The 25468-nt window shown below is 62.2% G+C and carries 25 protein-coding genes; 6 read left to right on the top strand and 19 right to left on the bottom strand.

The annotated features are described in order from the left end of the window. Positions 1-5: 5 nt before the first annotated feature. Positions 6-1757, bottom strand: a complete 1752-nt coding sequence (locus IZ6_RS01950) for a winged helix-turn-helix domain-containing protein (RefSeq protein WP_222876351.1) — start codon at positions 1755-1757, stop codon at positions 6-8. Between the two features lie 126 nt (positions 1758-1883). Here IZ6_RS01950 and IZ6_RS01945 point away from each other — a divergent pair, with 126 nt between their 5' ends. After that, positions 1884-2183 (top strand): nickel-binding protein, encoded by a 300-nt coding sequence (locus tag IZ6_RS01945; RefSeq protein ID WP_222876350.1) that lies wholly within the window; start codon positions 1884-1886, stop codon positions 2181-2183. Positions 2184-2240: 57 nt separating this feature from the next. Here the strand turns inward: IZ6_RS01945 and IZ6_RS01940 are convergent, their stop codons facing one another. The 3 genes from IZ6_RS01940 to IZ6_RS01930 are packed head-to-tail and all read right to left on the bottom strand — an operon-like array spanning position 2241 to position 5698. Further along, entirely contained in the window at positions 2241-3596 is a 1356-nt protein-coding gene (locus tag IZ6_RS01940; protein WP_222876349.1) for an MmgE/PrpD family protein, read from the bottom strand. A gap of 24 nt (positions 3597-3620) precedes the next feature. Continuing rightward, positions 3621-4271, bottom strand: a complete 651-nt coding sequence (locus IZ6_RS01935) for a GntR family transcriptional regulator (RefSeq protein WP_222876348.1) — start codon at positions 4269-4271, stop codon at positions 3621-3623. A 53-nt stretch (positions 4272-4324) separates the two neighbouring features. After that, positions 4325-5698 carry an MmgE/PrpD family protein gene (locus IZ6_RS01930; protein WP_222876347.1) on the bottom strand — a complete coding sequence of 458 codons (1374 nt, stop codon included), beginning with the start codon at positions 5696-5698 and terminating at the stop codon, positions 4325-4327. A 128-nt stretch (positions 5699-5826) separates the two neighbouring features. On the opposite strand from IZ6_RS01930, the gene IZ6_RS01925 reads away from it, so the two are divergent. Next, positions 5827-6921 (top strand): mandelate racemase/muconate lactonizing enzyme family protein, encoded by a 1095-nt coding sequence (locus IZ6_RS01925; RefSeq protein WP_222876346.1) that lies wholly within the window; start codon positions 5827-5829, stop codon positions 6919-6921. Positions 6922-6929: 8 nt separating this feature from the next. Here the strand turns inward: IZ6_RS01925 and IZ6_RS01920 are convergent, their stop codons facing one another. From IZ6_RS01920 to tcuA, 7 genes are all read right to left on the bottom strand, one after another. Next, on the bottom strand, positions 6930-8003 hold the full coding sequence (locus IZ6_RS01920; RefSeq protein ID WP_222876345.1) for an Ldh family oxidoreductase: 1074 nt from the start codon (positions 8001-8003) through the stop codon (positions 6930-6932). 81 nt (positions 8004-8084) lie between these two features. Further along, complete coding sequence (locus IZ6_RS01915) at positions 8085-9062, bottom strand: Bug family tripartite tricarboxylate transporter substrate binding protein (protein WP_222876344.1); 978 nt, start codon at positions 9060-9062, stop codon at positions 8085-8087. Positions 9063-9095: 33 nt separating this feature from the next. Beyond that, positions 9096-10607 (bottom strand): tripartite tricarboxylate transporter permease, encoded by a 1512-nt coding sequence (locus IZ6_RS01910; protein WP_222876343.1) that lies wholly within the window; start codon positions 10605-10607, stop codon positions 9096-9098. A gap of 1 nt (position 10608) precedes the next feature. Continuing rightward, entirely contained in the window at positions 10609-11079 is a 471-nt protein-coding gene (locus tag IZ6_RS01905; protein ID WP_222876342.1) for a tripartite tricarboxylate transporter TctB family protein, read from the bottom strand. A gap of 16 nt (positions 11080-11095) precedes the next feature. After that, positions 11096-12472, bottom strand: coding sequence for an MmgE/PrpD family protein (locus IZ6_RS01900; RefSeq protein ID WP_222876341.1), 1377 nt, complete (start codon positions 12470-12472; stop codon positions 11096-11098). A gap of 146 nt (positions 12473-12618) precedes the next feature. Further along, on the bottom strand, positions 12619-13758 hold the full coding sequence (tcuB, locus tag IZ6_RS01895) for a tricarballylate utilization 4Fe-4S protein TcuB (RefSeq protein ID WP_222876340.1): 1140 nt from the start codon (positions 13756-13758) through the stop codon (positions 12619-12621). Continuing rightward, positions 13745-15151, bottom strand: coding sequence for an FAD-dependent tricarballylate dehydrogenase TcuA (gene tcuA / locus IZ6_RS01890; RefSeq protein ID WP_222876339.1), 1407 nt, complete (start codon positions 15149-15151; stop codon positions 13745-13747). The genes tcuB and tcuA overlap by 14 nt, the downstream gene beginning before the upstream one ends. Positions 15152-15260: 109 nt before the next feature. On the opposite strand from tcuA, the gene IZ6_RS01885 reads away from it, so the two are divergent. The 4 genes from IZ6_RS01885 (at position 15261) to IZ6_RS01870 (ending at position 18730) form a co-directional block, all read left to right on the top strand. Further along, entirely contained in the window at positions 15261-15971 is a 711-nt protein-coding gene (locus IZ6_RS01885) for a transporter substrate-binding domain-containing protein (protein WP_222876338.1), read from the top strand. A 26-nt stretch (positions 15972-15997) separates the two neighbouring features. Then, positions 15998-16978, top strand: coding sequence for an isocitrate lyase/PEP mutase family protein (locus IZ6_RS01880; protein ID WP_222876337.1), 981 nt, complete (start codon positions 15998-16000; stop codon positions 16976-16978). 63 nt (positions 16979-17041) lie between these two features. Beyond that, positions 17042-17620: a hypothetical protein gene (locus IZ6_RS01875; protein ID WP_222876336.1), complete on the top strand. Its 579-nt coding sequence runs from the start codon at positions 17042-17044 to the stop codon at positions 17618-17620. Between the two features lie 117 nt (positions 17621-17737). Continuing rightward, entirely contained in the window at positions 17738-18730 is a 993-nt protein-coding gene (locus IZ6_RS01870) for a D-2-hydroxyacid dehydrogenase (RefSeq protein WP_222876335.1), read from the top strand. A gap of 6 nt (positions 18731-18736) precedes the next feature. On the opposite strand, the gene IZ6_RS01865 is transcribed toward IZ6_RS01870, so the two are convergent. The 8 genes from IZ6_RS01865 to IZ6_RS01830 all read right to left on the bottom strand — a co-directional run bounded on the left by IZ6_RS01865 (position 18737) and on the right by IZ6_RS01830 (position 25452). Next, the gene (locus tag IZ6_RS01865) at positions 18737-19942 is read right to left on the bottom strand and encodes an amidase (protein ID WP_222876334.1); all 1206 of its coding nucleotides are present in this window, start codon (positions 19940-19942) and stop codon (positions 18737-18739) included. Beyond that, the gene (locus tag IZ6_RS01860; RefSeq protein WP_222876333.1) at positions 19939-20562 is read right to left on the bottom strand and encodes a DUF1989 domain-containing protein; all 624 of its coding nucleotides are present in this window, start codon (positions 20560-20562) and stop codon (positions 19939-19941) included. Before IZ6_RS01860 ends, IZ6_RS01865 begins: the two co-directional genes overlap by 4 nt. Before the next feature lie 18 nt (positions 20563-20580). After that, positions 20581-21363, bottom strand: coding sequence for an amino acid ABC transporter ATP-binding protein (locus tag IZ6_RS01855; RefSeq protein WP_222876332.1), 783 nt, complete (start codon positions 21361-21363; stop codon positions 20581-20583). Then, a complete protein-coding gene (locus tag IZ6_RS01850; protein ID WP_222876331.1) occupies positions 21363-22019 on the bottom strand; it encodes an amino acid ABC transporter permease in 657 nt (218 codons plus the stop codon). Before IZ6_RS01850 ends, IZ6_RS01855 begins: the two co-directional genes overlap by 1 nt. Continuing rightward, complete coding sequence (locus tag IZ6_RS01845) at positions 22016-22660, bottom strand: amino acid ABC transporter permease (RefSeq protein ID WP_222876330.1); 645 nt, start codon at positions 22658-22660, stop codon at positions 22016-22018. The genes IZ6_RS01850 and IZ6_RS01845 overlap by 4 nt, the downstream gene beginning before the upstream one ends. A 52-nt stretch (positions 22661-22712) precedes the next feature. After that, a complete protein-coding gene (locus IZ6_RS01840; protein ID WP_222876329.1) occupies positions 22713-23552 on the bottom strand; it encodes a transporter substrate-binding domain-containing protein in 840 nt (279 codons plus the stop codon). 125 nt (positions 23553-23677) lie between these two features. After that, positions 23678-24073, bottom strand: a complete 396-nt coding sequence (locus tag IZ6_RS01835; RefSeq protein WP_222876328.1) for a RidA family protein — start codon at positions 24071-24073, stop codon at positions 23678-23680. Next, positions 24061-25452, bottom strand: a complete 1392-nt coding sequence (locus IZ6_RS01830; protein ID WP_222876327.1) for an FAD/NAD(P)-binding protein — start codon at positions 25450-25452, stop codon at positions 24061-24063. Before IZ6_RS01830 ends, IZ6_RS01835 begins: the two co-directional genes overlap by 13 nt. Positions 25453-25468 lie beyond the last annotated feature (16 nt).

The raw sequence follows: 25468 nt of genomic DNA, 5'->3' as shown, positions 1-25468 counted from the left end.
TCACATCACGCGCTTTTCGGTAACCGTTTTTCCAGTGCGGCACAGCGTTCCTGAAGTTTTGCCGAGCCCAGCGCTTGCGCATCGGCGGACGCGACCCGCAATTCCGAGGACGCACCCGAGACATCTCCGGCATCGAGCGCGACCGCAGCGATCTCGAGCCGCAGCCGTGTTGCATTGAGCCGGCATTCGACACCCGTCCAGAGCTGACGCGCCAGATGAAGGCGGCGCCGCGCTTCATCGGGATCGCCGCTTTGCTTTGCCAATATGGCGGCGGCTTCGTTGGTCAGCGCGCGTATCGACGGCATGGGCCAGCGCTTTTCCTGCCCTGCCAGATCATCGATCAGCGCCTGCGCCTTTTCAGGCTTTCTCGCATGCGCGGCGACGAGCGCGAGATGCGCCAGCAGCATGCCCTGCCGCTGCAGCGTCCACCAGCCTTGCCCGATCAGGCTTCGCTCCAGCGCCGCATAGGCCTGCTCGGCCTCACCCTCCGCGAGGAGCAGCAGCGCATAGCCGGGTTCGGGATCCCAGCCGAGCGCATAGCATTTTTCATAAGCCGCCCGCGCCGCATCCGTGTTGCCGATCGCGGACTGAATGTCTCCGAGGACGCGATAGGCGTCGCCGCGCGCCCAAGGCGCATCGTTCTGAAGACGCGCCAGCGCCTCTTCGATATGGCCGAGCGCCTGCTTGAGCGATCCCTGAACGCCGAGCACTTCGGCGCGATGCAATTCGCATGAGCCGGAGAATTGCATGCGGCTATCCGTACAAAATTGGCGGTAGCCGAGCGTCCATTGCGTCGCACGCGACCAGTCGCAGAAGGTGCGGCAGGCCCAGAGAATGTTGCAGAAGAGCGTGCCCCCCGTCACCGGATCGAGCGTGTGCGACAGCGCCAGTGCCGAAGCGTGGTCCTGATCTTCGAGACCGGCGGCGGTATCGCCGAGGCTCAGGCGGTAAAAGCCGCGATACATCAGGCCAAGCGCTTCAACGCCGACATCGCCATTTCCGCGGCCGATGGCGTAAGCGGCTTCGGCTTTCTCATGCGCAAGACGCGGATTGCCTTCGGAACCCGCGATGCGGGCCTGCATCCAGGTCACAAGACCCCTCGCCCGCGAAGCTTCATTCTGCGCCGTCAGTTCGGCGGCGCGCGCCGTCCATCCTTTTGCGACGGCGAGCTCGTTGCGTTCGAGATGAACGCCGGCGAGCGAGATCGCGCTTTCGGCGGCGGCGTTGAGATCGCCCTTCTGCGTATGTGCAGCAATCGCGCGCGTGAAGACCGGCACGGCGTCCGAGGGATTGCCCGCGCATTGCAGCGCCAGCGCCCATTGATCGAGATCTGTTCCGGACAGCGTTGCCGCATCGGTCTTCGAATACAGCACGGCGGCTTCGTTCCAGAGCCGGGCCTCGGCTGCATGACGCGCTTGCGTGAGATCGTCGCCGCCTTCTGCGGCATCCGGGGGCGGGACGAGCTCAAGACAAAAGCGATAGCCGGCGCGCGGCACGCTGCGGATCGCATCCTGCATATCGCCTTCGCGCAGCACCGTGCGCAACGTACTGATCGCGCGTTGGAGCGAATTTTCGGTGACGATAACGCCGGGCCATAGCGCTTCGAGCAGCTCGTCCTTGGAAATGACGCGGGCGCGCTCGCGCACCAGATAGACAAGGAGATCGAACACCAGCGGCTGGACATGCAGTTCGCGCTCGTTGAGGCGCAGAACCCGGGCCGCATCGTCGATCACAAAAGGGCCAAAAGCGAACGTCACGGGGCGGGAACCCAAAGATCAGGAATTGCTCAGGCGGCGGTAAGGACCCCCGTCGGGGGCACATCTATACCCATCTCCGGGCCGCGGAAACCCTGCGGCCGCCCTCAAGGTTTTCGGAGAAATAAGATGGAACTCTACGTTATCCGCCGCCCCAGCGCCTGGGCCAATCTGGAAGAACTCAAGGCCGCCGGAGCGAAATCCGCCCGTATCGGCACCGAGGAAATGTCCGACCGCGTCCGCTGGATCCGCAGCTATGTCGTGCACGAGCCGGATGGCCGGATCGGCACCTTTTGCATCTATGAAGCCCGCGACGGCGCCTCGATCCGCGAGCACGCCCGCAGGGTCGGCATGCCGGGTGAGGAATTCTACAAGGTGGCGACGACCGTCGTCGTTTGCCCCGATCCGGCGGAACTCGCAACCGCCTGAACAAAAAAGCCGAGGCCTTGCGGCCTCGGCTCTTTTCAATCGATGCGGGATCGCGCTCTACGGCATCGTCCCGGCGATCACCGTGCGGATATCGGCCGCTTTGCCGAGCTCGCGCAAATTCTTCAGCAACCCCTTCGCGTCCGGGACAAGACCCGTCGTCAGCTGCAGGAATTTTGCGTCGAGCTCGTCCGTGCTCATCGGATTTGAGGGCGCACCGCGGAAATCCGTGCGCTTGCCCTCGAAGGAGCGCCCGTCTTTCAGCACGACACGCATCTTCGTCGCCCACGGATTGTTGTGGCTCTCTTCGTTGAGGGTCACGGCGACGCGCTGGGCGAGATCCATGATGCCTTTGTCCTTGTGCGCGTCGTTGAGGAACGAGGCCGGGTCTTTCGGATCGCGGTAAGAGGCCGTCGCAAGCGCGATCGGCAGGCTGTATTGCGCGGTCGCGACATCCTTTGCTTCCCGGATGACGTGATGGCTCAGCGCCTTCTCGTTCGTCGCCACCGCAATCTCGGCGATATCGTCGCCCTTGAAGCCGTGTTCGTTTTTCAGGCCCTCAAGCGTCTGCACCGGCGTGTGCGCCGTGACATGCGCGGCATAGCACTTCACCGCGATCTTCAGCGTTTCCCAATCACTGCCGAGGCCTGCCACAAGCTTGTCCATATGCGGATCGCGCGTGAAGGCTTCGAAGAGGCCGTATTTGCCTTCGAGGATGACATTCGGTCCTTCGAAATTCGCGGCGGCGAGTTTTGCGGCAAGAACACCGCTTTCCGAAGCGCGGCCGGTGTGCAGACGCTTGACCATGCCGCCATTCCCGGCCTTGGAGAATGCCAGAAGGCCCGAGCACAGCGAGCCTGCAATGCCGAACGCATTGATCATCTGGGTCGGCGTCAGCTTGAGAAGGCGGCCGGCGGCAACCGCGCCGCCGAACGGGCCGGTCAGGCCCGGCGAATGGAAGCCGAGCTTTTCCGCCGTGTTGTGCGAGGCAAGACCGATGCGCGACATGACTTCATTGGCCGCGACGAAGGCCGCGAGCACGTCGCGGCCGCTGGCGCCGATTTCGTCGGCGACGCTCAGAAGGCCCGGCACGATCGTCGATCCGGCATGCACGCCCATGGAGGGCTGGCGAAGATTGTCCATCTCGAAGCCGTGCGCCAGCGCGCCATTGGCCAAAGCCGCCATCGGCGAACTTGCCTTGTATTTCGTACCGAGAATGGTCGAGGCGCCACCCGCGCCGTTGAGGCGGGCATAGTCAATGACCGGCTGGCTCCAGGAGAGTTTTGCGGCGTAAATACAAACGCCGACCGAATCGAGGATCGACTCCGCCGCTTTGTCCATGACGTTTTGCGGAATATCCTTGGCATCGAGGGCAAGACCGAACTCGGCCAGAACTTTCGTTGGGGACGCAGACATACTTACTCCGCTAGATGAAATTGATCAGCGCTGTCCGAACAGCATCTGCAGGCGCACTTCGCCGGCTTTTCGGATGTGATCGCGCGCCGCGGTCTCGGCGCCTTCCGCATCGCGGGCGTCGATGGCGGCAAGGATCGCAAGATGTTCGCGGCGCACATCGCCGACGCGGCCTTTCGCCTGGAAGGTCGTGCCGGGCACGAGCATCAGGGAATCCGACAGCTGCGAGAGGGCGCGGCTGAGATAGGTGTTGTGAGCCGCTTCAGCGATCTGGGCGTGGAAGCGCTTGTTCAGCTGGGCGTGCTGGGTGTGATCTTCTTCCGGGATCGTGTTGATGTAGTCGATGAGCTCATGCAGCGCGCGCATCTCGGGAAGCGAGGCATGCTGCGCCGCAAAGCGCGCCGAGGCGCCCTCGAGGAATTCGCGCAGCGCGTAAAGCTCCAGCACCTGCTGTTTGGAAAGTTCGGTGACGGCGATGCCGCGCGCCGCACTCGCCTCGAGCAGTCCTTCGGAGACGAGCCTGTGCATCGCCTCGCGCACCGGCGTGCGGCTGACGCCCTGAGCTTCGGCAATCTCGATTTCGCGCATGCGCTGGCCCGGACGCACCGCCCCGTCGCGGATCATGTCCTTGAGGGTCGCGTAGACCAGTTGAGCGCGCGGGAGGTCCCTGTCTTCCATGAAACACCCTGAAGATCGGTCCCCGGCGGTATACCGGTGGATTCGATGCTTCCTTATGGCTGGAGCAGCGGTCTCAGAGCAAGGCCGGCGCGATCCACCTTTTCCATACCCATTACGAGATCGGCGAGCTGGCGGCTGCGCACCCGGCCGAGCGTCGGCTCAACGAGGTCGATGGCCTTCTCGACGACTTCCTGCCGCGTCATCGGATTGGCGGGCGTGCCCTTTACCGCATGGGTCCGGTGTTCGAGCTTTTCGCCCGATTTCGTCTCGACGCGGAGGATGACCTGGCGCGGCGGCAGGGCCGTCGTCAGTTCGGGATTTGCGATCAGAGTCGTCTTCTGGCGGATGGCTTTGACCTTGGGGTCTTCCATGCGCGCATGATCGTGCGAGCTTTCGAAGTTCATGCCGCCATCGACCAGCGTGAGGGCCACGAGATGCTGAACATTGATGTTCGGCATCGAGCGGTCATCGACGAGATTGGCGCGGTCGTCCGGCAGTTCGAGGATGAGCTTCTCGACCTTGTCGGCGGTCAGGCCCTGGCTCATCAACAGCGTGATCGCATCGATCGCGCCCTGAATGGGCGAACCGACGCACCATTTCTTGATGGTCGCTTCGCGGATCTCATAGCGCGTGCCGAGCTCCTTCCAGAGCTCTTCGGGGCGCGGATCGTTGGACACCGCCGTAAAGAAGTTGTTGTCGCCCGACAGGGAGTCGGCCACGGCCGTAAAACCGGCGGCCACCATGGTCGCGCCGGTCAGAGCGTTGCGCGCCGTCATGCCACCGAAATCGAACGCCTTTTCGGTGTGCTGATCGTCACGCGCCCAGCACTGGGCGCCGGATGCCTGCTGCACCGAATAGGACAGATGAAAACGCACTTGCTCGGGCGTGAAACCCATCAGAGTCGCGGATGCGGCCGTCCCGCCGAAAAGCGGGCCGATGGAATGGGTCGAGTGGCCGCCGGCGTAAAGCTTGCGCGGGCCGAGCGAGACATTGAAGCGTGTGCCGATATCGTAGCCGAGCGCGACAGCCTTGAGCAGCTGAAGCCCGTTCGAGCCAGAGATTTCGGCGGCGGCCAAAGCCGCCGGAACGATGCCGCAGCCGGGGTGGAAGCGTCCGACGAGATGGCTATCATCGGTCTCGTCGGCATGGGCCATGATGCCGTTGGCGAGCGAAGCGTTGACGGCATTGGTCAGGAAGGTCGAGCCGATCACGGTGCATTCGGGCGTGCCGCCCATGGCTTTGACATAGCCGGTGGCCAGCTTGCCCGGGCGCAGATGCGAGCCGGAAATGGCCGCCGCCAGCGTATCCAGCGTGTGATGCTTGGCTTTTTCGATCACATCGTCAGGAACGGAAGCCTTGGCAGCACCGCTGATATAGGTGGCGAGAGCCTCTGTTCCTTCGGAGACTGCCGTATCGACCACACCCATTTACTGCTCCTTTTTTAGCGGTTGGCCCGCCCTCACGTTTCCTGTATTCATTGGTATGCAATTGCGTGCAGAAAGTCACGAGGGTTTTTAAGGGGGCTCCCTTGGGGGGTCCCAAGTGGAGGAATGAAGTGAAAATCACGGATATCAAGGCAACGCCGCACCACATCGAAGTGCCGCTGCCGCTGTTCAAGGTGAACGTGGTCACCCGCCGGATCGTGTTCGTTGAAGTCCACACCGATGAGGGCATTACCGGCATCGGCCTGACCGGCGGCCAGTTCCTGCCCTGGTCGGTCGTCGCCGCCATCGAGAAGGACTTCAAGGAGCTTCTCGTCGGCATGGACCCGCGCGACACCGAAGCCATTCATGAGAAGGTGTGGTGGGCGCTGAACATGCGCAGCTTCACCGGCGTCGTGTCCTTCGCCCTGTCGGCCATCGACATCGCCTGCTGGGACATCAAGGGCAAATCGACCGGCCGCACGGTCGCGCAGCTGCTCGGCGGCTACCGCGATTGGGCGCCGATCTATGTGACCTTCGGCTTCCCGGTCTATGACCGCGAGCAGATCGCCGAAGCGGCCAAGATCCAGGTCGACAAGGGCATCGAGCGCCTGAAAATGGTGGTCGGCGTCAATGAAGGCGGCTGGGCCGAGGACGCACGCCGCATCCGCGCGGTGCGCGAGGCGATCGGTCCCGACATCGAGCTGATGCTCGACGCCAATTACAAATTCTCGCCGGTCGACGCAAAGCTTCTGTGCCGCGCCGTCGAGGATCTCGGGATCGTGTGGTTCGAAGAGCCCTGCTACGCGAACGACCTTCGCGCCATGGCCGATCTGCGCCGTTCGACCAATATCCCGATCTCGGCCGGTCAGATGGAAGGCCATCGCTGGCGTGTGCGCGATCTGATCGACGCCCAGGCCGTCGACATCATTCAGCCCAACGTCTGCTACAATGGCGGTTACACCGAGACGCAGAAGATCGCCCACATGGCGCAGGCCTTCAACATTCAGATCGCAAACGGCGGCGGCTGGCCTCTGTTCAATCTGCATACGATGGCGGGCCTCATGAACGGCTGGCGCGTCGAATTCCATCTCGGCATGCAGCAGGTCGGCGAGCGTCTGTTCATCGACCCTCCGAAGCCGGAAGGAAACATCGTGCGCGTCGGCTCGAAGCCGGGTGTCGGCCTCGAACCCAATTACGAGACGCTCGAAGCGACGCGGATGCGCTAAGCGCGTCCTTACGCCGAAGCAAGCACCGGGCTCGGGAAACCGAGCCCGGCCTCTTCGGCCTCTTTGCGGATCGCGTCCGCAACCTGCACCGTGAGCGGAATGCCATCGCGCGAGCGCTGCTTTTCCTTCCGCGCCTCGGGCTCGCCCGGATAAAGCACTTCTTTGAAGCCGTCCGCCGGCTTCAGCGCTTTCAGGCGCGCAATTTCTTCTTCCATCCGCGCGTTGAATTCCTCGAGCGGCATCAGCGCTTCGATCTGGAACGCGAGGAAGAAATGGCCGACATCCTGCGGCGCCGTGAAATCCTGCGTCATATCGCGGATCGCGCCGCCAAAGGCCGAGCCCGACAGAACGCCGCCGAGAATATCGATCAGCATGGCGATGGCCGAGCCCTTCACGCCGGAGAAGGGCAGCATCACGCCTTTCAGCGCAGCTTCCGCATCCGTCGTCGGACGGCCTTCCTTGTCGAGCGCCCAGCCTTCGGGAATGGCCTGGCCGTGACGCGCGGCGAGACGGATATGTCCGCGCGCGGCGATGCTCGTCGCCATGTCCATAACCCAGGGCGAATGCTTGCCGGCGGGCGCTGCCGCGGCGATCGGGTTCGTGCCGAAGAGCGGCTCCATGCTGCCGAACGGCGCCAGCGATTTGGAGGCCGGCGACAGGCAGATGCCGATGCAGCCGTTCTCCGCTGCCTGCAGGGCGTAATAGGCGGCTGTGCCGAAATGATTGCTGTGCTTTGCGGTGGCCACGCCGATGCCGAAACTCTCGGCGCGCTTCAGAACTTCATGCATCGCGGCCTGCGCGACGACAGGACCCATGCCGTTGCCGCCGTCAACAGATGCCGCAAAGGGCATGCGCGATGTGATCTTGATCTCCGGAACCGGCTCCACAAGCTTGGTGCGAAAGCGCTCGATATAACCGGGAATGCGCGCAACACCGTGCGTGTCGACGCCGCGCAGATTGGACGAGATGAGAGTGTCGGCGATGGTGATCGAATGTTCGACCGGCACGTTCCAGTGCTGGAAGATCTTTTCCGTCACGGTCCTGAGATCGGAAACGGAATAGGCCTGACGCTGCTCGCTCATCGCTGTTCAAAAACCCAATTCAAAAAAGACCTGCACAAAAGAAAATGGCCCGCTCCTGTTGGAGAGCGGGCCATCTGGTTTTTAGCGGACGACCTTGACGCCGGCGCCCGTCAGGATCGTGCGAAGATTACCCTGGTACTCCTTGATGAAGGCACCGAGCGTCTTCGAATCCATGTACTTATTGTCGAGCTGCGTATCGGCGAGGTACTTGGTGTAACCCTCCGACTTCGCCGCCTTGGCGAACAGCGCTTCATAGTACTTGACCGCATCCGCGGGCATGTTCGGCGGTCCGACAATGCCACGCGCCTGCGGGACGTTCGGAACGTCGAAGCCCGCTTCCTTCAGCGTCGGGACGTCCGGGAAACCCGGGATGCGCGCATCGGCAACCTGAGCCAGCGCACGCAGACGGCCGGCACGGATGAGCTCGCCGGCTTCCGACGGCTCGATCATCATGATGTCGACATGGCCGCCGAGAAGCGCCGAAACGCGCTCGCCGCCCGAGGGGAAGGACACGAACGCCCAGTCGGCGCCGGTGTTCTTCATCAGAACGTTGCGCACAACGGCGTCGCGCGCCGTGACCGAACCGCCCGACTGCTTCAGCTTGCCCGGATTGGCCTTGGCCGCATCCGTGAAGTCCTTCAGCGTCTTGTACGGCGAATCCGCCTTGACCGCGAAGAGCGCCGGCTCGAGCACGAGGTTGGCGATCGGCGTCAGGTCCAGGATCGTCGACTTGGCTTCGGCCTGCACGAGGCTGTCCGTGACCCACACGCTCGAATAGATCGCGATCGTGTTCGTATCGCCGGCCTTCTCGCCGAGATAGTTGACCGCAGCCGTGGAGCCGCCGCCCGTCTTGTTCTGGACGATGTAGGTGTTCTCGAGGACCTTGTCCTTCTCGAGAGCCGTGAGAATGGCGCGGCCGAACGCGTCGGTGCCGCCGCCGGGGCCGGTATGGACAACGACGTTGACCTGACCGGACGGTTTCCATTCGGCCTGGGCGGAGACGGCGAACGTGCCCGCCAAAGCAATGCTCGTCAGAGCAACCACATGTTTGAGTTTCATACTATCCTCCCAATATTTCCGGGTGTTTTGGTGCTATGGCGCAGTGACCACGTCACTCCGTGCCCGCCGCAACCGGCCGACGAGCGGTGAAAGAAGAATCAAAAGTGCGATAACCAGGAATGTCGCAGCGATCGGACGATCGATGAGGATCATCGGATCGCCGCCGGACATCGAGAGCGACTGCCGGAGCGCGCGCTCCATGCTGTCGCCGAGAACGAAACCGAGAATGAGCGGCGCCGTCGGGAAGCCCAGCAGCACCATGACGTAACCGAGCACGCCGAAGAAGGCGAGCGAGGTGACGTCGAACAGATTGCCGGAGACGGCATAGGCGCCGACGATCGACACGCCGAGGATCATCGGGAACAGAAGCCCGAGTGGAATGCGCAGAATCTGCGCAAACAGCGGCACGAGCGGCAGGTTCATGATGAGCAGAACGACGTTGCCGATATACATACTGGCGACAAGACCCCAGAAGAGATCGGGCGACTCGACGATGAGCAGCGGACCAGGGCGGAAGCCCCACAGAATCAGCGCCGAAAGCATGATCGCCGTGGAGCCGCCAGCGGGAATACCGAAGGTCAGAAGCGGCAGCATGGCGCCGCTCGAGTCCGCATTGTTGGCGCCTTCCGGTGCGGCGAGACCTTCCGGCGCGCCCTTGCCGAACAATTCCTTGCGCTTGGAGACGGCCTTTTCGATGCCGTAAGCGACAAAGGACGAAACCGAGGACGCCGCACCCGGCAGCATGCCGATGAAGAAGCCGACGATCGAGCCGTTGACGAACGCAAAGCGGCAGGCCTTCAGCTCTTCCCTGGACGGCAGATAGTTGCGAAGGCCCCGCGGCACCGGAAGAAGCTGGGTCTTCTCGCCGGCCGCAACCGACGACATCACTTCGGCGATGGCGTAGACGCCGACCGCGATCACCATGAACTCGACGCCGCCGACAAGTTCGGAGTAGCCGAAGGTGAAGCGCGACTGCCCGGTGAATAGATCGGTCCCGATGCTCGTCAGCCAAAGGCCGACGATCAGCGACAGAAGCGATTTGAGCTTGGAATCGCCGGCGAGCAGGACGACCAGCGACAGGCCGACGACCATGAGTGCGAAGAATTCGGGCGAGGAGAAGCGCAGCGCAAATTCCGCAAGCGGCGGCGCCAGGAGCGTCAGGATGACGATGCCGAACGTGCCCGCGACGAAGCTGGCGATTGCGGCAATGCCGAGTGCGGCACCTGCGCGGCCTTTGCGGGCCATCTGATAGCCGTCGATACACGAGGCGACCGATGACGCCTCGCCTGGCATGTTCAAAAGGATCGAGGTGGTCGAGCCGCCGTATTTCGCGCCGTAATAGATGCCCGCCAGCATGATGATGCCGCCGGTCGGATCCATGTTGAAGGTCAGCGGCAGAAGGATCGCGATCGTCGCGGCCGGGCCAAGGCCCGGCAGGATGCCGATGATAGTGCCGAGGAAGCAGCCGACGACGCACCACAAGAGCACCGAAGGCTGCAGCGCGACGCTGAATCCGTGAATGAGGCCGTAGACTCCGTCCAGCATGTCAGAAGCCCGTCCAGGCGCCGACCGGAAGCTCGACATGGAGCAGCGTCGGGAAAATGATGAAGAAACCGATCGGCGTCAGTACAGAAGCGATGATCGACGGCACAAGGCGCCATGGATAGATCGCGCGCAGGAAGAAGAAGATCAGAATGGCGAGCGCAATCAGGAAGCCGAAATACTTCATGACCGGGATCATCAGCGCGAACACAAGCCAGATGCCGAGCGCCTTGCGGATGCCGGCCCAATCGAGCGGCTCCTCGCGCGGCGCGGGGCCTTTGAACAGGCCCATCAGAACAAGCGCCAGCGAACCCACGAGCAAAATGACGCCATAGATGAGCGGGAAGAAGCCGGGCCCCGGCCCGTCATGGGCCATGATCGTCCACTGGTCCGAGGCGAGCGTAATATAGGCGCCGAGCGCTGCGAGCAGCGCGCCGGATATAACATCACCGCCGAATAGGTTTGAGCGCTTCATATCAATCTCGCGGGATTCAGGAGGCGAGCTTGAGGATGTCGCGGACATCCTTCAGCGCGTCGAGCGTCCAGATGGTCTGGACCAGTTTGTCAGCCGTGTCCTTGCCGACGACAGGTTCGGCATTGAGGCGGAATTTCGCCTCCATCGCTGCATCCGACATCGGGTTGTCGGCCGTACCTGACGCATGATCGACATGAACCTCGAAGCGCTGGCCGTCGGTCGACACGATCTCGGCATGCGCTTCGTCGCGGCGGAAACTGTCATCGGTCCCGACGCGCACTTTCTTGCGCAGGGCGACGACTTCCGGCGCGGTCGCGCGCTGATCGCTGTACTGCGGCAGGCCGGCATTGCCGTCTAGGAAAGCGACGGCGGCGGAATGATAGATGCTGAACTTCGACTGAAGCCCGGTCTGCGGATCTTCGACACCGGTGATGCGGACGGTCGCCGGATTGACGATGACTTTCAGCTCCGCGACCTGTTCCGGCGCGATGTTGTGCTTGCGCAGATCGATCACCGCATCGATGGCCGGATGCAGAACAATACCGCACGCATAGGGCTTATAACCGTTGCGGACGATGTGCCAATCGCTGCCGAGTTTGTCGAGAATGACGTCCGGATTGGAGCGCGTGCTGAAAATGCGCACGAAACCGCGGCGGCCTTCGAGAATTTCGTCCGAGCTGTCGAAGCCTTCGCGCGCCAGGAACGCGGCCAGCACGGCACTCATCGCAGCACGGCCGGCGTGGAAGGATTTCGACATTGTGCCGCGGTTCTGCTGCATGCCGGCGGCCTGCGTCGTCGCAACGCCGAGCGCATGCGTCATCTGCTTTTCATCAAGGCCGAGAAGGCGCGCCACGGCGACACCGGCGGCGATCGTGCCGAGGGTGCCGGTCAGATGCCAGCCGCCGTCGTGATGGGTCGGCGCGGCTTTGCCGGTACGCACACCGGCTTCGAACGCCAGCGCATAGGCGGTGATCAAATCTTTGCCGGAAAACGTGCCCGAGCTCGCAGCCGACAGGCAGGCCGCCAGAACCGGCGAACTCGTGTGCAGGACGACGCCTTCCATATGGGTGTCGTCGAAATCGAGGACATGGCCCATCTGGCCGTTGACGAGAGCGGCTTCCAGCATGCCGAGCTTTTTGCCGCCCTGCGCGATCACAGGCACCTGCTCCAAGCTGCCGAGCGCGCCGACACCGGCAAGAAGATGACGGATCGTCGAATGACGGCTGCCGGCAATCGCGCAGCCGAGCCAATCCATGACGCCGCGCCGCGCTTCGTGCACGACGGCGTCCGGCAGATCCTCGAAGCGAAGATTGGCGGCGAATGCGCTGAATTCACGGCTGACGCCGAGCTTTAGCGGCGCCGCTCCATACTCTACTACCTGAGCGCTCGACATGGGCGCTGTCTCCCAAAGGACCGGCTTTTTACGGCCGTTTCTTGCTTTTTAGGCCCCAAACCTCGGCGAGGCTGGAGCCATTCTCATGAGCGTATACATTGGTATTCACCCCCGCAAGCCCCCTCTTTAGCAGGGCTTAAGCGGGGTCAATGGCTCCGCCGCTCCTTGGCGTAGCGGACCAGGGAGCCGAAGCGGTACAGGCCGTGGACGAATTTCGAATAGGGCATGGTGAAGAACAGGGCGAAGACAACTCCAAGATGGATCGCCAGCAGAAGTCCCATTGCCGGCGTCGCGCGCAGCACCATGAGAAGAAGACCCGTTACGCTGGTCAGGAACAGCATTCCGATAAAGGCGGCATCGCCGTCAAAGCGCGCGCCGTCCTGCATGGCGCGGTCGCGCTGAAACTTGGCCTTCAACAGACCGATCGGACCAATCACAAGTCCGATACCGCCAAGCGTGCCGAGCACCACCGGAAGGTCGTACCAGGGATAAGGCGCTTCCATCCCTAAGAGATAGTGATAGCCCGTCGCCGCCGTGGTCGAGGCGAAACAGAGCATGAAGCCGTAGAACGTGCAGTGATGATAGAAGCGGCGATTGTCGTCCGGCTTGTCGTCTTCGTTCATGCAGCCGGCGCCGCCGCCGTCGAGATAGCGCAGGCTTCCCGCATCCTTGATCGCCTGCCAGATCGAACGCGGCTCCGACAGCGTTTCGGCCGGCTCGCCGATATCGCGCCAGAAATTCACGCAGCCCATCGTCATGGCAACAAGCGCATAAAGAAAGACGGCGCCGAACAGGGCGGCCATCGCGTTGTGCGGCATCAGGCGATAGAAGGCGCCGGGCTCGTCATTGGCCGCAAAAAGCGCCGCCGGCTCGTGCACCGCGATGAAACCCGCAATGAACGCCGCAACGCTGCCGGCGAGGATCAGGCTGATCTTCAGCGCATTGCGTTCGAACAGGCCGGCAAAGGCGCGCGGCCACGCATAGAGCTGATAGGCTTCGCCGCGCACTTCCGCGAGAACGCGCGGCACATTGACATTGAATTCGTGCGGCGGCGAGAACTGGCAATCGTAATAGCAGGCACCACATGAGTGGCAGAGATTGGCGAGATAAGAGAGATCGCCATTCGTAAAGTCGCGGCGCATTTCCATCGCCGGAAACACCGCGCAGAGGCCTTCGCAGTATCTGCAGGAATTGCACACCGTCATCAGACGGTCCGCTTCCGCGAGCGAAGCCGAGCGATGCGTTTGATCGGCTTTTGTCAGGCTCAGAAGATCAACCGCGGACATGCTTTGCCGCCTCCCGTCCTGCAACGCGCCCGAACGATGATCCGATCGTCATGCCGATGCCCGCCGCATAGCCGCGGCCGAGCACGTTGCCGGCCATCATCTCGCCGGCGGAAAACACATTCTCTGCTGGCTGTGCGTTGCCCTGCATAACGACACGCGCCTCGCGGTTCACGCGGACGCCGAGATAGGTGAAGGTGATGCCGGGCCGCACCGGATAGGCATAGAACGGTGCCTTCTCGATCCTGCGCGCCCAGTGCGATTTCTGCGGCGTGAGGCCTTCGGTGCGGCAATCGTCGAGCACCGCCGGATCGAAATTGCCGTCGCGTACCGACGCATTGAACGTCGACACCGTGTTTTGCAGGGCCTTTGGATCGAGCCCGAGCTTTTCGCCGAGTTCGCCAATCGTCTCGGCTTTGATCGGCGGATAGAGCGAGGGCATGAACAGCTTCAGCGAAGATGCATCGAAGATGATGTAGGAGATCTGCTCGGGCTGGGCGGCGACGAGGCGGCCCCAGATCGCATAGCGCTTCGGCCAGAAATCCTCACCCTCGTCGTAGAAGCGTTCGGCCTTGTTGTTCACGACGATGCCGAACACCACGCAGTCAAGACGCGTGATGATGCCGCCGTCGAATTTCGGCGCACGCGCATCGATCGCGACCGCATGGCATTGCGTCGGATCGCCGATCTCTTCGACGCCCTTCTGATTGAGAAGGCGCAGCAGCGAGCCCCTGTTGTAGGGCGTGCCGCGAATAAGGAAGTTCTCCGCCGGAGGCCCCCAATATTCGCGCAGCCATTCGAGATTGGCTTCGAAGCCGCCAGCCGCCGCGATGAAGGTCTTTCCTTCGACCTTCACCAGCTCGCCCTTGATGCGCGCCGTCGCCGAACGGAAGCGGCTGTCCTGAAGATCGACATCGATGACTTCGGCATCATAGGCGACTTCGACGCCGAACTTTTCCGCCGTGCGGTAAAGCGTATTCAGCATCGAGCGTCCGCCGCCAAGAAAGAAGGAATTGGTGCGGCCGAGGCTCAGCGTGCCACCGAGCGAGGGCTGATAACGGACCCCCTGCTCTTCCATCCAGGGGAGCAGCGAACTCGACTGCTCGATCATGAATTTGGCGAGGTCTTCGTTGGTATGGCCCTCCGTGACGCGCTTGAGATCGTCCCAGAACTCGTCTTCCGTATAGGGGCCCGTCAGCGTTGCAGTCGCCGTTTCATGGGCGCAACGCATGTTCCGCGTATGGCGCGTATTGCCGCCACGATAAAATTCCGGTGCGGCTTCAAGGATAAGAACGGATTCCGCCCCCGCGCGGCGGGCCGAAATGGCCGCACAGAGAGCGGCATTACCCCCTCCGGCGATCACAACATCATAGCTGGTACGGGAAAAATGGGTCACTTCGGGCTCTCGTTGATCCTGGAATAGATTTAGTATACATGCGTATACAAAAGCAAATGGATTTCAGGAGCGTGGTTTAATGATCGGGGCAAGGGAGCGGCAGGAGTTGATGCCGCACGGAATTTTGCGCGTCGCCGTCGCCGTTGGAGCGGCAAAGTCCGCCGTCTGGACACGGCGCAATGACGAGACCGGCAAGCCGGAAGGCGTGACGGTCGATCTCGGCGCGGAACTCGCAAACTCTCTTGGGGTGCCGTTTGAAATCGTCGAGCATTCGAGTTCCGCCGATATCGTCGCCCATGCGAACGACGATGTATGGGACGTGACGTTCGTGCCCGTCGATGCCGAGCGCAAGGTACTGGTGTCGTTCGGCACGAATTATCATCTCGGCGACAGCACCTATCTTGTCAGCGCGACCTCCTCCTTCCGCGGCGTCGCGGACCTCAACCAGCCGGGCGTGACGATCGCCGGCATCGAAGGCACCGCCACTTTGCGCAGCGTGCGCCGCGCATCGCCGGCCGCCAATGTCATCGGCGCGGATGCGACGTCGGAAGTGATCGCGCTGTTTGAATCCGGCAAGGCCGATGCGATCGCACTCGGACGCGAATCCCTGCGCAGCCTCGAGATTCCCGGCACGCGCATCCTCGACGATTATTACCATGCGACGGGAACGGCGGTCGCCGTGCCGCTCGGGCGCCCTCTGGCGCGTGACATCGTCACCGGCTTCATCGAAAAGGCGAAGGCGAACGGCGTGCTCCGGCGAATCTTCAACGCCAATGGCCTTGCCCATGCCAATGTCGCGCCGGAAAATTCGGTTTCGTAAAACGTACGGATTTCAGGAGAGTTTGAATGCTGCTGCGGAAAAAAGTCGTCGAAGGCAAAATGTCGACCGAGCTGCGCCGTCAGCTCAAGGAAGATAAATGGCCTCTGCCGTGGATTTCCGGCGCGACTCCGCATCATGCGCAGCTCGCGGAATCGACCGGCTTCCGCCTCTTCGGGCTTTCCGGCTCGCAATCCTCCGCGCACATTATGGGCCTGCCCGATGCGGGCCTGATGACGCTGACGGAAGTCGTCGACAATCTGCGCCGTGTCTGCCAGTGCGTGTCGATCCCCGTGATCGCCGATTGCGAAACCGGCTTCGGCAATGTGGTGAACGTGACGCGCGCCGTCGGCGATTTCATCACCGCGGGCGCCGCCGGCCTTTACCTTGAAGACCAGGTGTTTCCGAAACGCTGTGGTTACACAAAGGGCGTCGAGATCATCCCCACCGCCGATGTCATCGCGAAATATCGCGCCGCCTGCGATGTGCGCGATGCGATGGACCCGGACTTCGTCATCATCGCCCGCACCGATTCGCGCGCCGCAGTCGGCGGCGGCCTCGATGAGGTTCTGCGCCGCGTCGAAGCGTATCTGACGACCGATATCGATATGGTCATGGTGATGGCGCTGCAGTCGCGCGAGGAACTGCGCAAGGTCAAGGAAGCGTTCCCCGGCAAGCTCGTCTTCTTCAATGCGAGCGCGGTGAAGCCCGGCCTCACGACAAAAGAATATGAAGAGCTGGGCGTTGCGACCTACAGCCTGTCGATCTCGAAGGTCGCGCAGCTGATGATGCATAACTTCCTGGTCGACTATAAAGCGCGCGGCGCCGATGCGCTCAACGCGTTCAATGACAGCCTCGAAGGCCACCCACTCGGCGAATTCTCCTATCTCGAACTCACCGGCTTCCCGGCCGTCGTCGAGATCGAGAAGAAATATCTCGGCCAGAGCGCGCTCAAGGATAAATACGAAGGCTCGGTCGCGACCTACGATCCGCGCAAGGGTGGCAAATAGCCTCCCGCACTATTTCGCTGAATCGCTTGCCGTCATGGCCCGCGCGCCTGTAAACCCCGTGCGGTGAAGGAATTTTTTGCTCTTGCCGCAATGGCCATGACCGGCGTGGCCTTCGGCTTTTACATCTGGCAGATTCTGCGCGGAGAGGTGCGGCCGCACGCGATCTCCTGGCTGACCTGGGGCGTTGCGACCATCGCGGTCTTTGCCGCGCAGATCGTCGCCGGCGGCGGGCCCGGCGCCTGGCACACCGGCTTTTCGGGGACGGCGACCATTCTCGTCTTCGGGCTGACGGTCTGGAAGTGCGGCTTCGACCGGGCGAACGCCGTGGATTGGACGTTCTTCGCAGCCGCGCTTTTGGGGCTCGCTCTCTGGCGCCTGACGGATGAGCCGTTCACCGCCGTTGCCATCATGAGCACGATCGATGTCCTCGGAAACGGGCCGACGGTACGCAAAGTCATGATCGACCCGTTCGGCGAGAGCCCCACCTTTTTCGGCTCCATCGGCTTGCGCACGACGCTCGCCATTGCGGCGCTGGAAACCTATTCCGCGACGACCGTGCTGTTCCCGGCCTCTGTCGGAATAGCCTCCGTCATGGTCGCGATCCTCATTCTCTTCCGAAGGCGCCTCGCGGCAGCCGCTTAAAATCTTCGGGCCTTATCCCTTCGGCGTCCTACTGGTAATCCGCTCCCGGCGGCGTGAAGATTGCATGCAAACGCGCATGCCGATCATGGCATGTCCGAATTGGGGTTTCAGAGTTCCATGCCTGCCAAGTTACACCTGCATATCGAGAACAACCGGGACATGGGCCCGGTGTTCGAAGCAACCTCAGAACGCATCGCGACAGCCCTCAAGAAATATCCGGGGCTGAAGAAGCGTCTGAAGATTACGACCGGCATGGACGGCGACGTATTTGCCAAAGAGATGAAGACCGCCGACGGGCTTTTTGCCTGGAAGTTCGACACCAAGCTCATCGCCGAAGGCGGCGCCCCCAATCTGAAATGGATTCATGCGCATGGCGCCGGCGTGAACCATCTTGTGCCGCTGACCTGGCTGCCGAAGCAGACTTCGCTGACCAACAGCCGCGGCATCCATGGCGAGAAGGCAGACGAATATACCTGCATGGCGCTGCTCATGATGAACAACCGCCTGCCGGAAAGCTGCACCAATCAACGCCTGAAGAAATGGGACCAGACCTTCTCGTCCTCGATCGCCGGCAAGACGGTGCTCATCATCGGCGTCGGCCATATCGGCGGCGGCGCGGCGAAATGGGCGAAGCGCTGGGGCATGAACGTTGTCGGCATCCGCGCCAGCGGCGAGCCGCATCGCTATGTCGACAAGATGCACAAACCGGCAAAGCTGCACAAACTGCTGCCGCAGGCCGATTTCGTGCTGATGACGACGCCGGCAACGCAGGCGACGAAACATCTTCTCGGCAAGGAAGAGCTCGCGCTGATGAAGGACGGCGCAAACCTCATCAATTACAGCCGCGCGCCGCTTGTCGATTACGATGCGCTCATGGTCGAGCTGAACAAAGGCCGCCTGTTTGCGATGCTCGACGTGTTCGAGCCGGAGCCTTTGCCGGAATCATCGCCCCTCTGGCACACGCCGAACCTCATCATCACCCCGCACTGCTCGTCGGACGACGCCAAGCTCTACACGCTGAAGACTCTCGATCTCGTCTTCAAGAATGCCGAGCGCGTGCTGAACGGAAAATCGCTGGTCAACAAAGTGGACCGCGTCAAGGAGTACTGACGCGGCTCACGCCAAACCGAGCTTTCCTTCGAGGAAGCTCGCAATGAACAGCGTTTTCAGATCCTGATTGCGGGCGCCGACGATCTGCAGGCCGATCGGCATGGAGTTGGCGCCCGCAAGCGCCGGAAGCGAGACGCACGGCGTCTGCAGCGCGGTCCAGGAGCTGTTCATCATCGGATCGCCCGTCACCCCAAGTTCGAGCAGCGGCGCCTCGCCGCCCGCAGCGAGGCATAGGACCCCGTCGCAGGTTTTCATGAAGGCATCGAAGGCAAGACGCTGCGCTTCGACCACACGGATCGCCGCGCGATAATCTTCCGCGCTCCAGCGCCCGGCCCTGTCGATGCGGTCCGCGAGAACCGGCGCGATCTTCTCGCGCGCGCGCTTCATCTCCGGCGCGAGCGAGCGATGCATCTGATAATCGTGAATGACGTTGGCTGCGAGGTTCACCTCATCGAAGCCCTCCGGCATTTTGCCGTCCGTCACATCAACACCGAGACCTTTTAGCTTTTCGATGCACGCTTCAATCGCCGCTTTCGCATCCGGCGCTGTGAGATGCCAATTCGGCTCACGGCTGAAAATGAGTTTCGGCTTCGAGACCTTCGGCGTTTCATCGTCCGGCACAAGCGCACGATAGACGCGTTCGCAATGCGCGACATCGGCCGCAAGAAATCCGATCGTGTCGAGCGAGGACGCCAGCTGTTTCATCCCGGCGGTCGGGAACCAGCCATAGGTCGGCTTGAAACCGACAACGCCGCAGAACGAGGCCGGACGGATCACCGAGCCGAGCGTCTGCGTGCCGAGCGCGATCTTCACCATGCCAGCGGCAACTGCCGCAGCAGACCCGGCGGATGAGCCGCCGGGCGTGAAACGGGTGTCGCGCGGATTGAGCGTCGGCGTCGGCGGCGAGGTGGCGAACTCGGTCGTCGTCGTCTTGCCGGGAATGAAAGCACCTTTCGCCTTCAGCGCGGTGACGATGGCGGCATCCATCGGCGGCTGGAAGCCGTCATAGATTTTCGAACCGTAGCCCGTCGGCATATCGGCGGTATCGCAGATATCCTTCATCGCAATCGCAAGCCCGCCGAGCGGCTTTTCCGCGGACGGACCGTCGACATGCTCCGGGTCAGGCGCGATGAACGTGAAGGCGTGCACCGCTGCATCCTCCTTGCGGATGCGGGCGAGCAGCTCACGGATAGACTCGGTGTGGTCGGTCACGGCTTGCGGACAATGACTCGGATCGGCGTCGGATTATAGCCGTTGCAGGGGTTGTGCATTTGCGGACAGTTCGAAATCACCGCGAGCACATCCATTTCAGCCAGAAGATCGACATAGCCTCCCGGCGGCGAGACGCCGTCGGCAACGCCGGCCTGGCCGTCGGGCATGATCGGCACCTGCATGAAGAAGTTCACATTGCTGACGATCGCGCTGCGGTCCATGCCGCGCCGCGCCAGCTCATTGGTAAAATTCGTGTAGCAGCTTTCCGTCGTCGTAACGCCGTAGCGCAATTTGTTGTTCGGATTGCTGCAGCAGCCATAGACGGTGTCGTGCTGACCGAGCGTGTCTTCGATGACGGTGAACAGTTTCAATCCCGCATCGGAATACAGCACCGTGCCCTTCGACACATAGGTGTTGCCCTGCACCTTGATCGTGTTCATGCCGTTATAGCGATCGCCGGGGTCCTTCGCGTTGTAGCAAAGGAAATCGACCGCCTGCTGGCCTTCGAGATCGATGATGCGGAGAATGTTGCCCGCCTCGACCACATGGCTCCATGGCTGCTTCGCGGGAATGACGAAATCATAGATGACGCCGTCGAGGGCGGCGGGATCCGCGCTCATGGAACTCTCCTGTACTTTTTAGCTGACATAGCGCTGCAGAAACTGCTTGGCGCGTTCGGTCTTGGGCTTTTTGAAGAAGGCCGCGGGCTCGCCGCTTTCGACGATGCGGCCGCCATCCATCAGAATAACTTCATCCGCCGTCTCTCGTGCAAAGCCCATCTCGTGCGTGACGACGAGCATGGTCGAGCCGCTTTCGGCAAGCGTCTTCATCACAGTGACGACTTCGCCGACAAGTTCTGGATCGAGCGCCGAGGTCGGCTCGTCGAACAGAAGAAGTTCCGGCTTCATCGCCAGAGCGCGCGCAATGCCGACGCGCTGCTTCTGGCCGCCCGACAATCGGCTCGGAAAATCGTTTTTCTTGGCGGAAAGACCGACACGTTCGAGAAGAGTTTCCGCTTCGGCCGTGACTTCATCGCGATTGCGCTTCTGAACATGGATCGGCGCTTCGATGAGGTTCTGGATGACCGTCAGATGCGGCCAGAGATTGAAGTGCTGAAACACCATGCCGATGCGCGCCCGCTCGCGCGCAAGCTCGGAGGAGGACATCGCGACATGGCCGCCTTCGCGCATGCCGATGCGGCGCCCCGCGAGATAAACCGCGCCCTGATCGGGCTTTTCCAGCCAGTTGACGCAGCGCAGCAGCGTCGATTTTCCCGAGCCGCTCGGCCCGAGAACGCACACCGTCTGACCCTTGGCCACTTTGAGCGACACACCGTCGAGCACCACATTGGTGCCGAAGCTTTTGGTGAGGCCGGAGATTTCCAGAACGGTCTCCGCCGTCTCGACCGGTTTCTTCGCCATCAGCGCCGCGCCTCCGCCACTTTCTCGATCAGGACCACGCCGAATTCGACGCAGGCGCACAGCGCCCAGTAAATAAGGATCGCCGCAACAAAGGCTGCGAACGGCACGAAATATTGCGCCTGGATACCGCTCGCCGCCTGCGTCAGCTCCGGCACGGCAATGATCGTCAGGAAAGACGTATCCTTGATGATCTGGATGAGCTGATTGCCGAGCATCGGCCCGGCTGCCAGGAAAATCTGCGGGAAGATGATACGCGTATAAAGCCGCGGCCCGTGATAGCCGTAAGCGGTTGCCGCTTCGATCGTCTCGCGCGGCAGGCCCATCCAGATGCCGCGCAGGATCTCCGCCATATAAGCCGTGTTGTAAACGACAAGCGCGGCGAGGCCCGAGGTCCAGTTGTCGAAATCGATGCCGATCGTCGGCAGGCCGTAATAGACGAGATAGACCAGCATCAGGAACGGCACGCAGCGCATCAGATCGACCAGCGCCTGCATGCCGAGCCGCAGCGCGGGTTTGGACGACATCAGGACGATGGCAACAAGCGCACCGAGCGCCAGCGCAAGGATTGCGCCGACGACGCTCAGCATGATCGTGTTCATCAGGCCGTAGAGCAGCCGGTCCGAATGCTCCCAGACGGTTTCGATGCCGCGCGTCATGCCGTCGATCCCGGGCCGTAATAGCGGCCGACAATGCGCTGCATGCCGACAAACACGAGAATGATCGCGACATAGATGCCGGTTGCCACGAGCATTGGCGGAAGCGGTTCATAGGTCTGCGCGCCGATGCGCGTTGCCGCACGCGTAATTTCGGCAACGCCGATCACGGCGATGGCCGGGCTTGCCTTGATCAGCAGTGTCGCTTCGTTGACAAGACCCGGCAGCGAGGTCCGCCAGAGCTGCGGGAAAATGATGCGGCGCAGCTGCAGAAACGGCGTCATGCCGAAAGCGCGCGAGGCTTCGAGCTGCTCGCGCGAGAAGTTCAGAAGACCAGCGCGCCAGACTTCGCTGTTGAAGGCGGATGTGACGAGCGTCAGCGTCAGTATGCCGGCGGTCCAGGCGCCGACTTCAATGCCGAGCGTCGGCACCGCGAAGAAAATCAGAAGACACAAGGTCACTGCCGGGGTCGAGCGCATCAGGCTGACATAGACGGCGGCGAACTGCGACAGCACGGGAACGCGCCGCCAGCGGATCAGCGCGATGGCAAGCCCGAGCGGCACTCCGATCGCGATCCCGGACAGGGAAATGATCAGGGTTACGCTGGCGCCTTGCAGCAGGGAAATAAAAGCGTTTGCGGTCATGGGTGATGCTGCCGGCCGCACTTTCGCGCGCGGCCGGCATGCTCGTTGTAATTTACGGCGTATAGCTGTCCGGAAGATCCGGGAACGCCTGGCCCAGCCACTTCGCCTGAAGTTCACCGAGTTTGCCGCTCTTCTTCTGCGCGAGCAGGAACTCGTTGAGCACGGCGAGAAGTTCGGTGTTGCCCTTGGCAACGGCCCAGGCCGGAACCGTCTGGCCCGACACCGGCTCACCGATTTCGAACACGTCGGGCTTGTCCTTCACCAGCGACTTCAGATTGATGATCGTGTTGATCACGAAATCGAGGCGCTTCAGGGCAAGGTCCTGATAGGCTTCCGGATAAGACGTGTACTGCTTGACCTCGCCGAGCTTGCCGCCCGTCTTGTCGAGCATGGCCTGGAGCTCCGGCAGCTTTTCAAGCTGCGCGCTGCCCGCCTGCACGCCGACCGTCTTGCCGGCCAGATCCTTGATTCCCTTGATGCTGTCGTCGCCCTTACGCTTGGCGTAATAGTGCGTCGAGTCGGCAATCGGAACCGAGAAATCGAGCGTTTTGACGCGCTCTTTGGTGATCATCGCGGCGGTGATGGCAACATCGTATTTGCCGGTCGCGACGCCGGCGAGAAGGCCGGTCCACGGGATCACTTCCTGACGGATTTCGACGGGGAACGTCTTGCGCAGTTCCGCCAGAAGTTCGTTGTCGAAACCGACGGGCTTGCCGTCTTCCATGAATTCAAAGGGCTTATAATCGTCTTCCGTTGCGACGATCAGATAGCCGCGCTTCTTGATCTCTTCGAGCGTTGCCGCCCCAGCCCCATGCGTAAGCGCGCTGAAGGCCAGCACGCCCGCCACCACGGCCAAGAGCGGCCGTCCAGCAAATCGCCAATTCCCGATCATTTTGACACTCCTGCGAACACGCGGAGACTTCTTCCGCTCCGTCGTGCGCGGAGATTTGCAATTAGCGTGCCGACTGCATGCAATTGAGCATGCACTTAAGTCGCGCGCTGAAAATGCTTAGTTTTTCAGGGCTTGCCGACAACCAGGTCGATCTCGACCAGGGAATCACGTCCCAGGGTGGTGACGCCCACAGTGGTGCGCCCGGGCAGACGGGCATCGTCTGAGAAGATGCCTGAATAGACGGCGTTCATCGCCGTGTAGTCGCGCGCAAAGTTTGTCAGGTAAATGCGGACGAAGGCGGCATCTTCCAGGCGGTAGCCGCTGGCCGAGCAGATCGTCCGCAAAATCTCGAAAACCAGCTTTGTCTGCGCGTCGATGCCTTCGGGCGGCGGATTGGCCGGGCTTTTCGGATCGATCGGCAACTGGCCGGTGACGAAGAGAAGTCCGCCCGCCTCCACGGCATGTGAGTACTTTGCCGAAGGCGGCGGCGGCGGTGCTCCCGGAACAGTCAGATAGCGCATGCCTTATTCCTATGCCGGTCGGCCAATGCGGCGGCAAGGCTTTCGGCGATGGTGCGGACCTGGTCGGACACGTCCGGCAGACCCGTCGCATCCCCCGTATAGGCCCGGGCCATCGGACCGGCGACCCAGAGCCCGGACTGCAGCTCTCCGTCCCCCCCATAGGCGCGGCCCCGCGCATCGACATCGATGCCCATTCCGAGGGCATCGCGCCGGATGACGCCATCGGCGAGTGCTCGCCTTATGATCGCGTGGCTCGAACGCGCGATATTCGCGTCGGGGCCGGTGCAGTTGACGGCAAAGTCCGCAACAACAACACCCCTTTTGCCACCGCGCGGCGTCCATTCCATCCGCACGCCGTTGTTCGATGCTGTAAGGCCGTGAATGCGGCCGGAGCTGATTTCCAGCCAGCCTTCCGTCTTCCCCTGCTCGAGCAGCGCAGAGACCTGCGGCGCCGCACGAAACCGGTGCACGTCCCAGTATGGACGCAGATGCTTGACGATGCGCGCCCGCTCGCGCAGCGGGATCTTCGTCCAGAACTGCGGCAATTGCTCCCGGATTGCGTTCAACACGCTCTGCCAGACGCCGCCCTCCGCTTCGACGGCACGGATTTGCCTGCGCAGATCGAGCAACAGCTCCGATGCCGTTTGCGGCGGTGTGTCCTGCCAGCCGATTTTGCCGAACACCGCAAAGCCGTTCTGCGGGCGCGGCGTCAGCCCGCGCCGGGAAATAACGTTGATCTTGCCGCGATGTCCCCGTTCGCGCAGCGACACGACCACATCGCACATGGTCAGGCCCGAGCCTGCAATCACTATGCTCGCATCGGGCGCGATAGCGTCGAGCGCGCCCTTTTCCCACGGATCTTCGATGATATTGGGCGCTTCCACTTTCGCCCACGGAATAGCCGGACGCGAATGCGTTACCGCAAGAACAATATTGCGGTAGGTCTCGTGCTCATCGCCGAAGCCGACGCGCCAGCCGCCTTCGACAGGCTCGATCGTCTCGGCGCTTTTCCGCACATGGCGGATCGCCGAGCCCGAAACGTTTCCGGCCTGCGCGCCACGCACGAGCTGCGCCATATACTGGCCGAAGACTGCACGCCGCGGATAATGGCTTCCATCCTCTGTGCGGCCGCGCGGATCTTTGGCTTCTTCGCCGGAGGTTCTCAGCCAATCGGCAAAATCGGACGGCGCATCGCGCGAAACGATCATCCGGTCGGCGGGGACGTTCAGCCGGTGCTCGGTACCGCACGATCCATAAGCGAGACCGGCGCCAAGCGCCGGGCGCGGCTCGATGATGTCTATAGCTAGTGGCATGGGCGACAAACGGGCAAGATGCACCGCCGCGGCTGCGCCGCTGAAACCGCCTCCTATGATTGCCACCCTGACCACTGCATGA

The sequence above is a fragment of the Terrihabitans soli genome (assembly GCF_014191545.1).
GTDB lineage: Bacteria > Pseudomonadota > Alphaproteobacteria > Rhizobiales > Methylopilaceae > Flaviflagellibacter > Flaviflagellibacter soli.
Note: the sequence above shows the minus strand (reverse complement) of the source record. Positions and strands in the feature narration are given on the sequence as shown.

Excerpts from the sequence above, each read along its gene's own strand:
- IZ6_RS01835 (WP_222876328.1), bottom strand. The coding sequence starts at position 24,073 with ATGCGCTATCTGACTGTTCCGGGAGCACCGCCGCCGCCGCCTTCGGCA.
- IZ6_RS01945 (WP_222876350.1), top strand. The coding sequence starts at position 1,884 with ATGGAACTCTACGTTATCCGCCGCCCCAGCGCCTGGGCCAATCTGGAA.
- IZ6_RS01920 (WP_222876345.1), bottom strand. The coding sequence starts at position 8,003 with ATGAGCGAGCAGCGTCAGGCCTATTCCGTTTCCGATCTCAGGACCGTG.
- IZ6_RS01940 (WP_222876349.1), bottom strand. The coding sequence starts at position 3,596 with ATGTCTGCGTCCCCAACGAAAGTTCTGGCCGAGTTCGGTCTTGCCCTC.
- IZ6_RS01860 (WP_222876333.1), bottom strand. The coding sequence starts at position 20,562 with ATGAGCGCGGATCCCGCCGCCCTCGACGGCGTCATCTATGATTTCGTC.
- IZ6_RS01840 (WP_222876329.1), bottom strand. The coding sequence starts at position 23,552 with ATGATCGGGAATTGGCGATTTGCTGGACGGCCGCTCTTGGCCGTGGTG.
- IZ6_RS01915 (WP_222876344.1), bottom strand. The coding sequence starts at position 9,062 with ATGAAACTCAAACATGTGGTTGCTCTGACGAGCATTGCTTTGGCGGGC.
- IZ6_RS01870 (WP_222876335.1), top strand. The coding sequence starts at position 17,738 with ATGCCTGCCAAGTTACACCTGCATATCGAGAACAACCGGGACATGGGC.
- IZ6_RS01935 (WP_222876348.1), bottom strand. The coding sequence starts at position 4,271 with ATGGAAGACAGGGACCTCCCGCGCGCTCAACTGGTCTACGCGACCCTC.
- IZ6_RS01885 (WP_222876338.1), top strand. The coding sequence starts at position 15,261 with ATGCCGCACGGAATTTTGCGCGTCGCCGTCGCCGTTGGAGCGGCAAAG.
- tcuB (WP_222876340.1), bottom strand. The coding sequence starts at position 13,758 with ATGTCCGCGGTTGATCTTCTGAGCCTGACAAAAGCCGATCAAACGCAT.
- IZ6_RS01910 (WP_222876343.1), bottom strand. The coding sequence starts at position 10,607 with ATGCTGGACGGAGTCTACGGCCTCATTCACGGATTCAGCGTCGCGCTG.
- IZ6_RS01900 (WP_222876341.1), bottom strand. The coding sequence starts at position 12,472 with ATGTCGAGCGCTCAGGTAGTAGAGTATGGAGCGGCGCCGCTAAAGCTC.
- IZ6_RS01930 (WP_222876347.1), bottom strand. The coding sequence starts at position 5,698 with ATGGGTGTGGTCGATACGGCAGTCTCCGAAGGAACAGAGGCTCTCGCC.
- IZ6_RS01905 (WP_222876342.1), bottom strand. The coding sequence starts at position 11,079 with ATGAAGCGCTCAAACCTATTCGGCGGTGATGTTATATCCGGCGCGCTG.
- IZ6_RS01880 (WP_222876337.1), top strand. The coding sequence starts at position 15,998 with ATGCTGCTGCGGAAAAAAGTCGTCGAAGGCAAAATGTCGACCGAGCTG.
- IZ6_RS01850 (WP_222876331.1), bottom strand. The coding sequence starts at position 22,019 with ATGACGCGCGGCATCGAAACCGTCTGGGAGCATTCGGACCGGCTGCTC.
- IZ6_RS01845 (WP_222876330.1), bottom strand. The coding sequence starts at position 22,660 with ATGACCGCAAACGCTTTTATTTCCCTGCTGCAAGGCGCCAGCGTAACC.
- IZ6_RS01855 (WP_222876332.1), bottom strand. The coding sequence starts at position 21,363 with ATGGCGAAGAAACCGGTCGAGACGGCGGAGACCGTTCTGGAAATCTCC.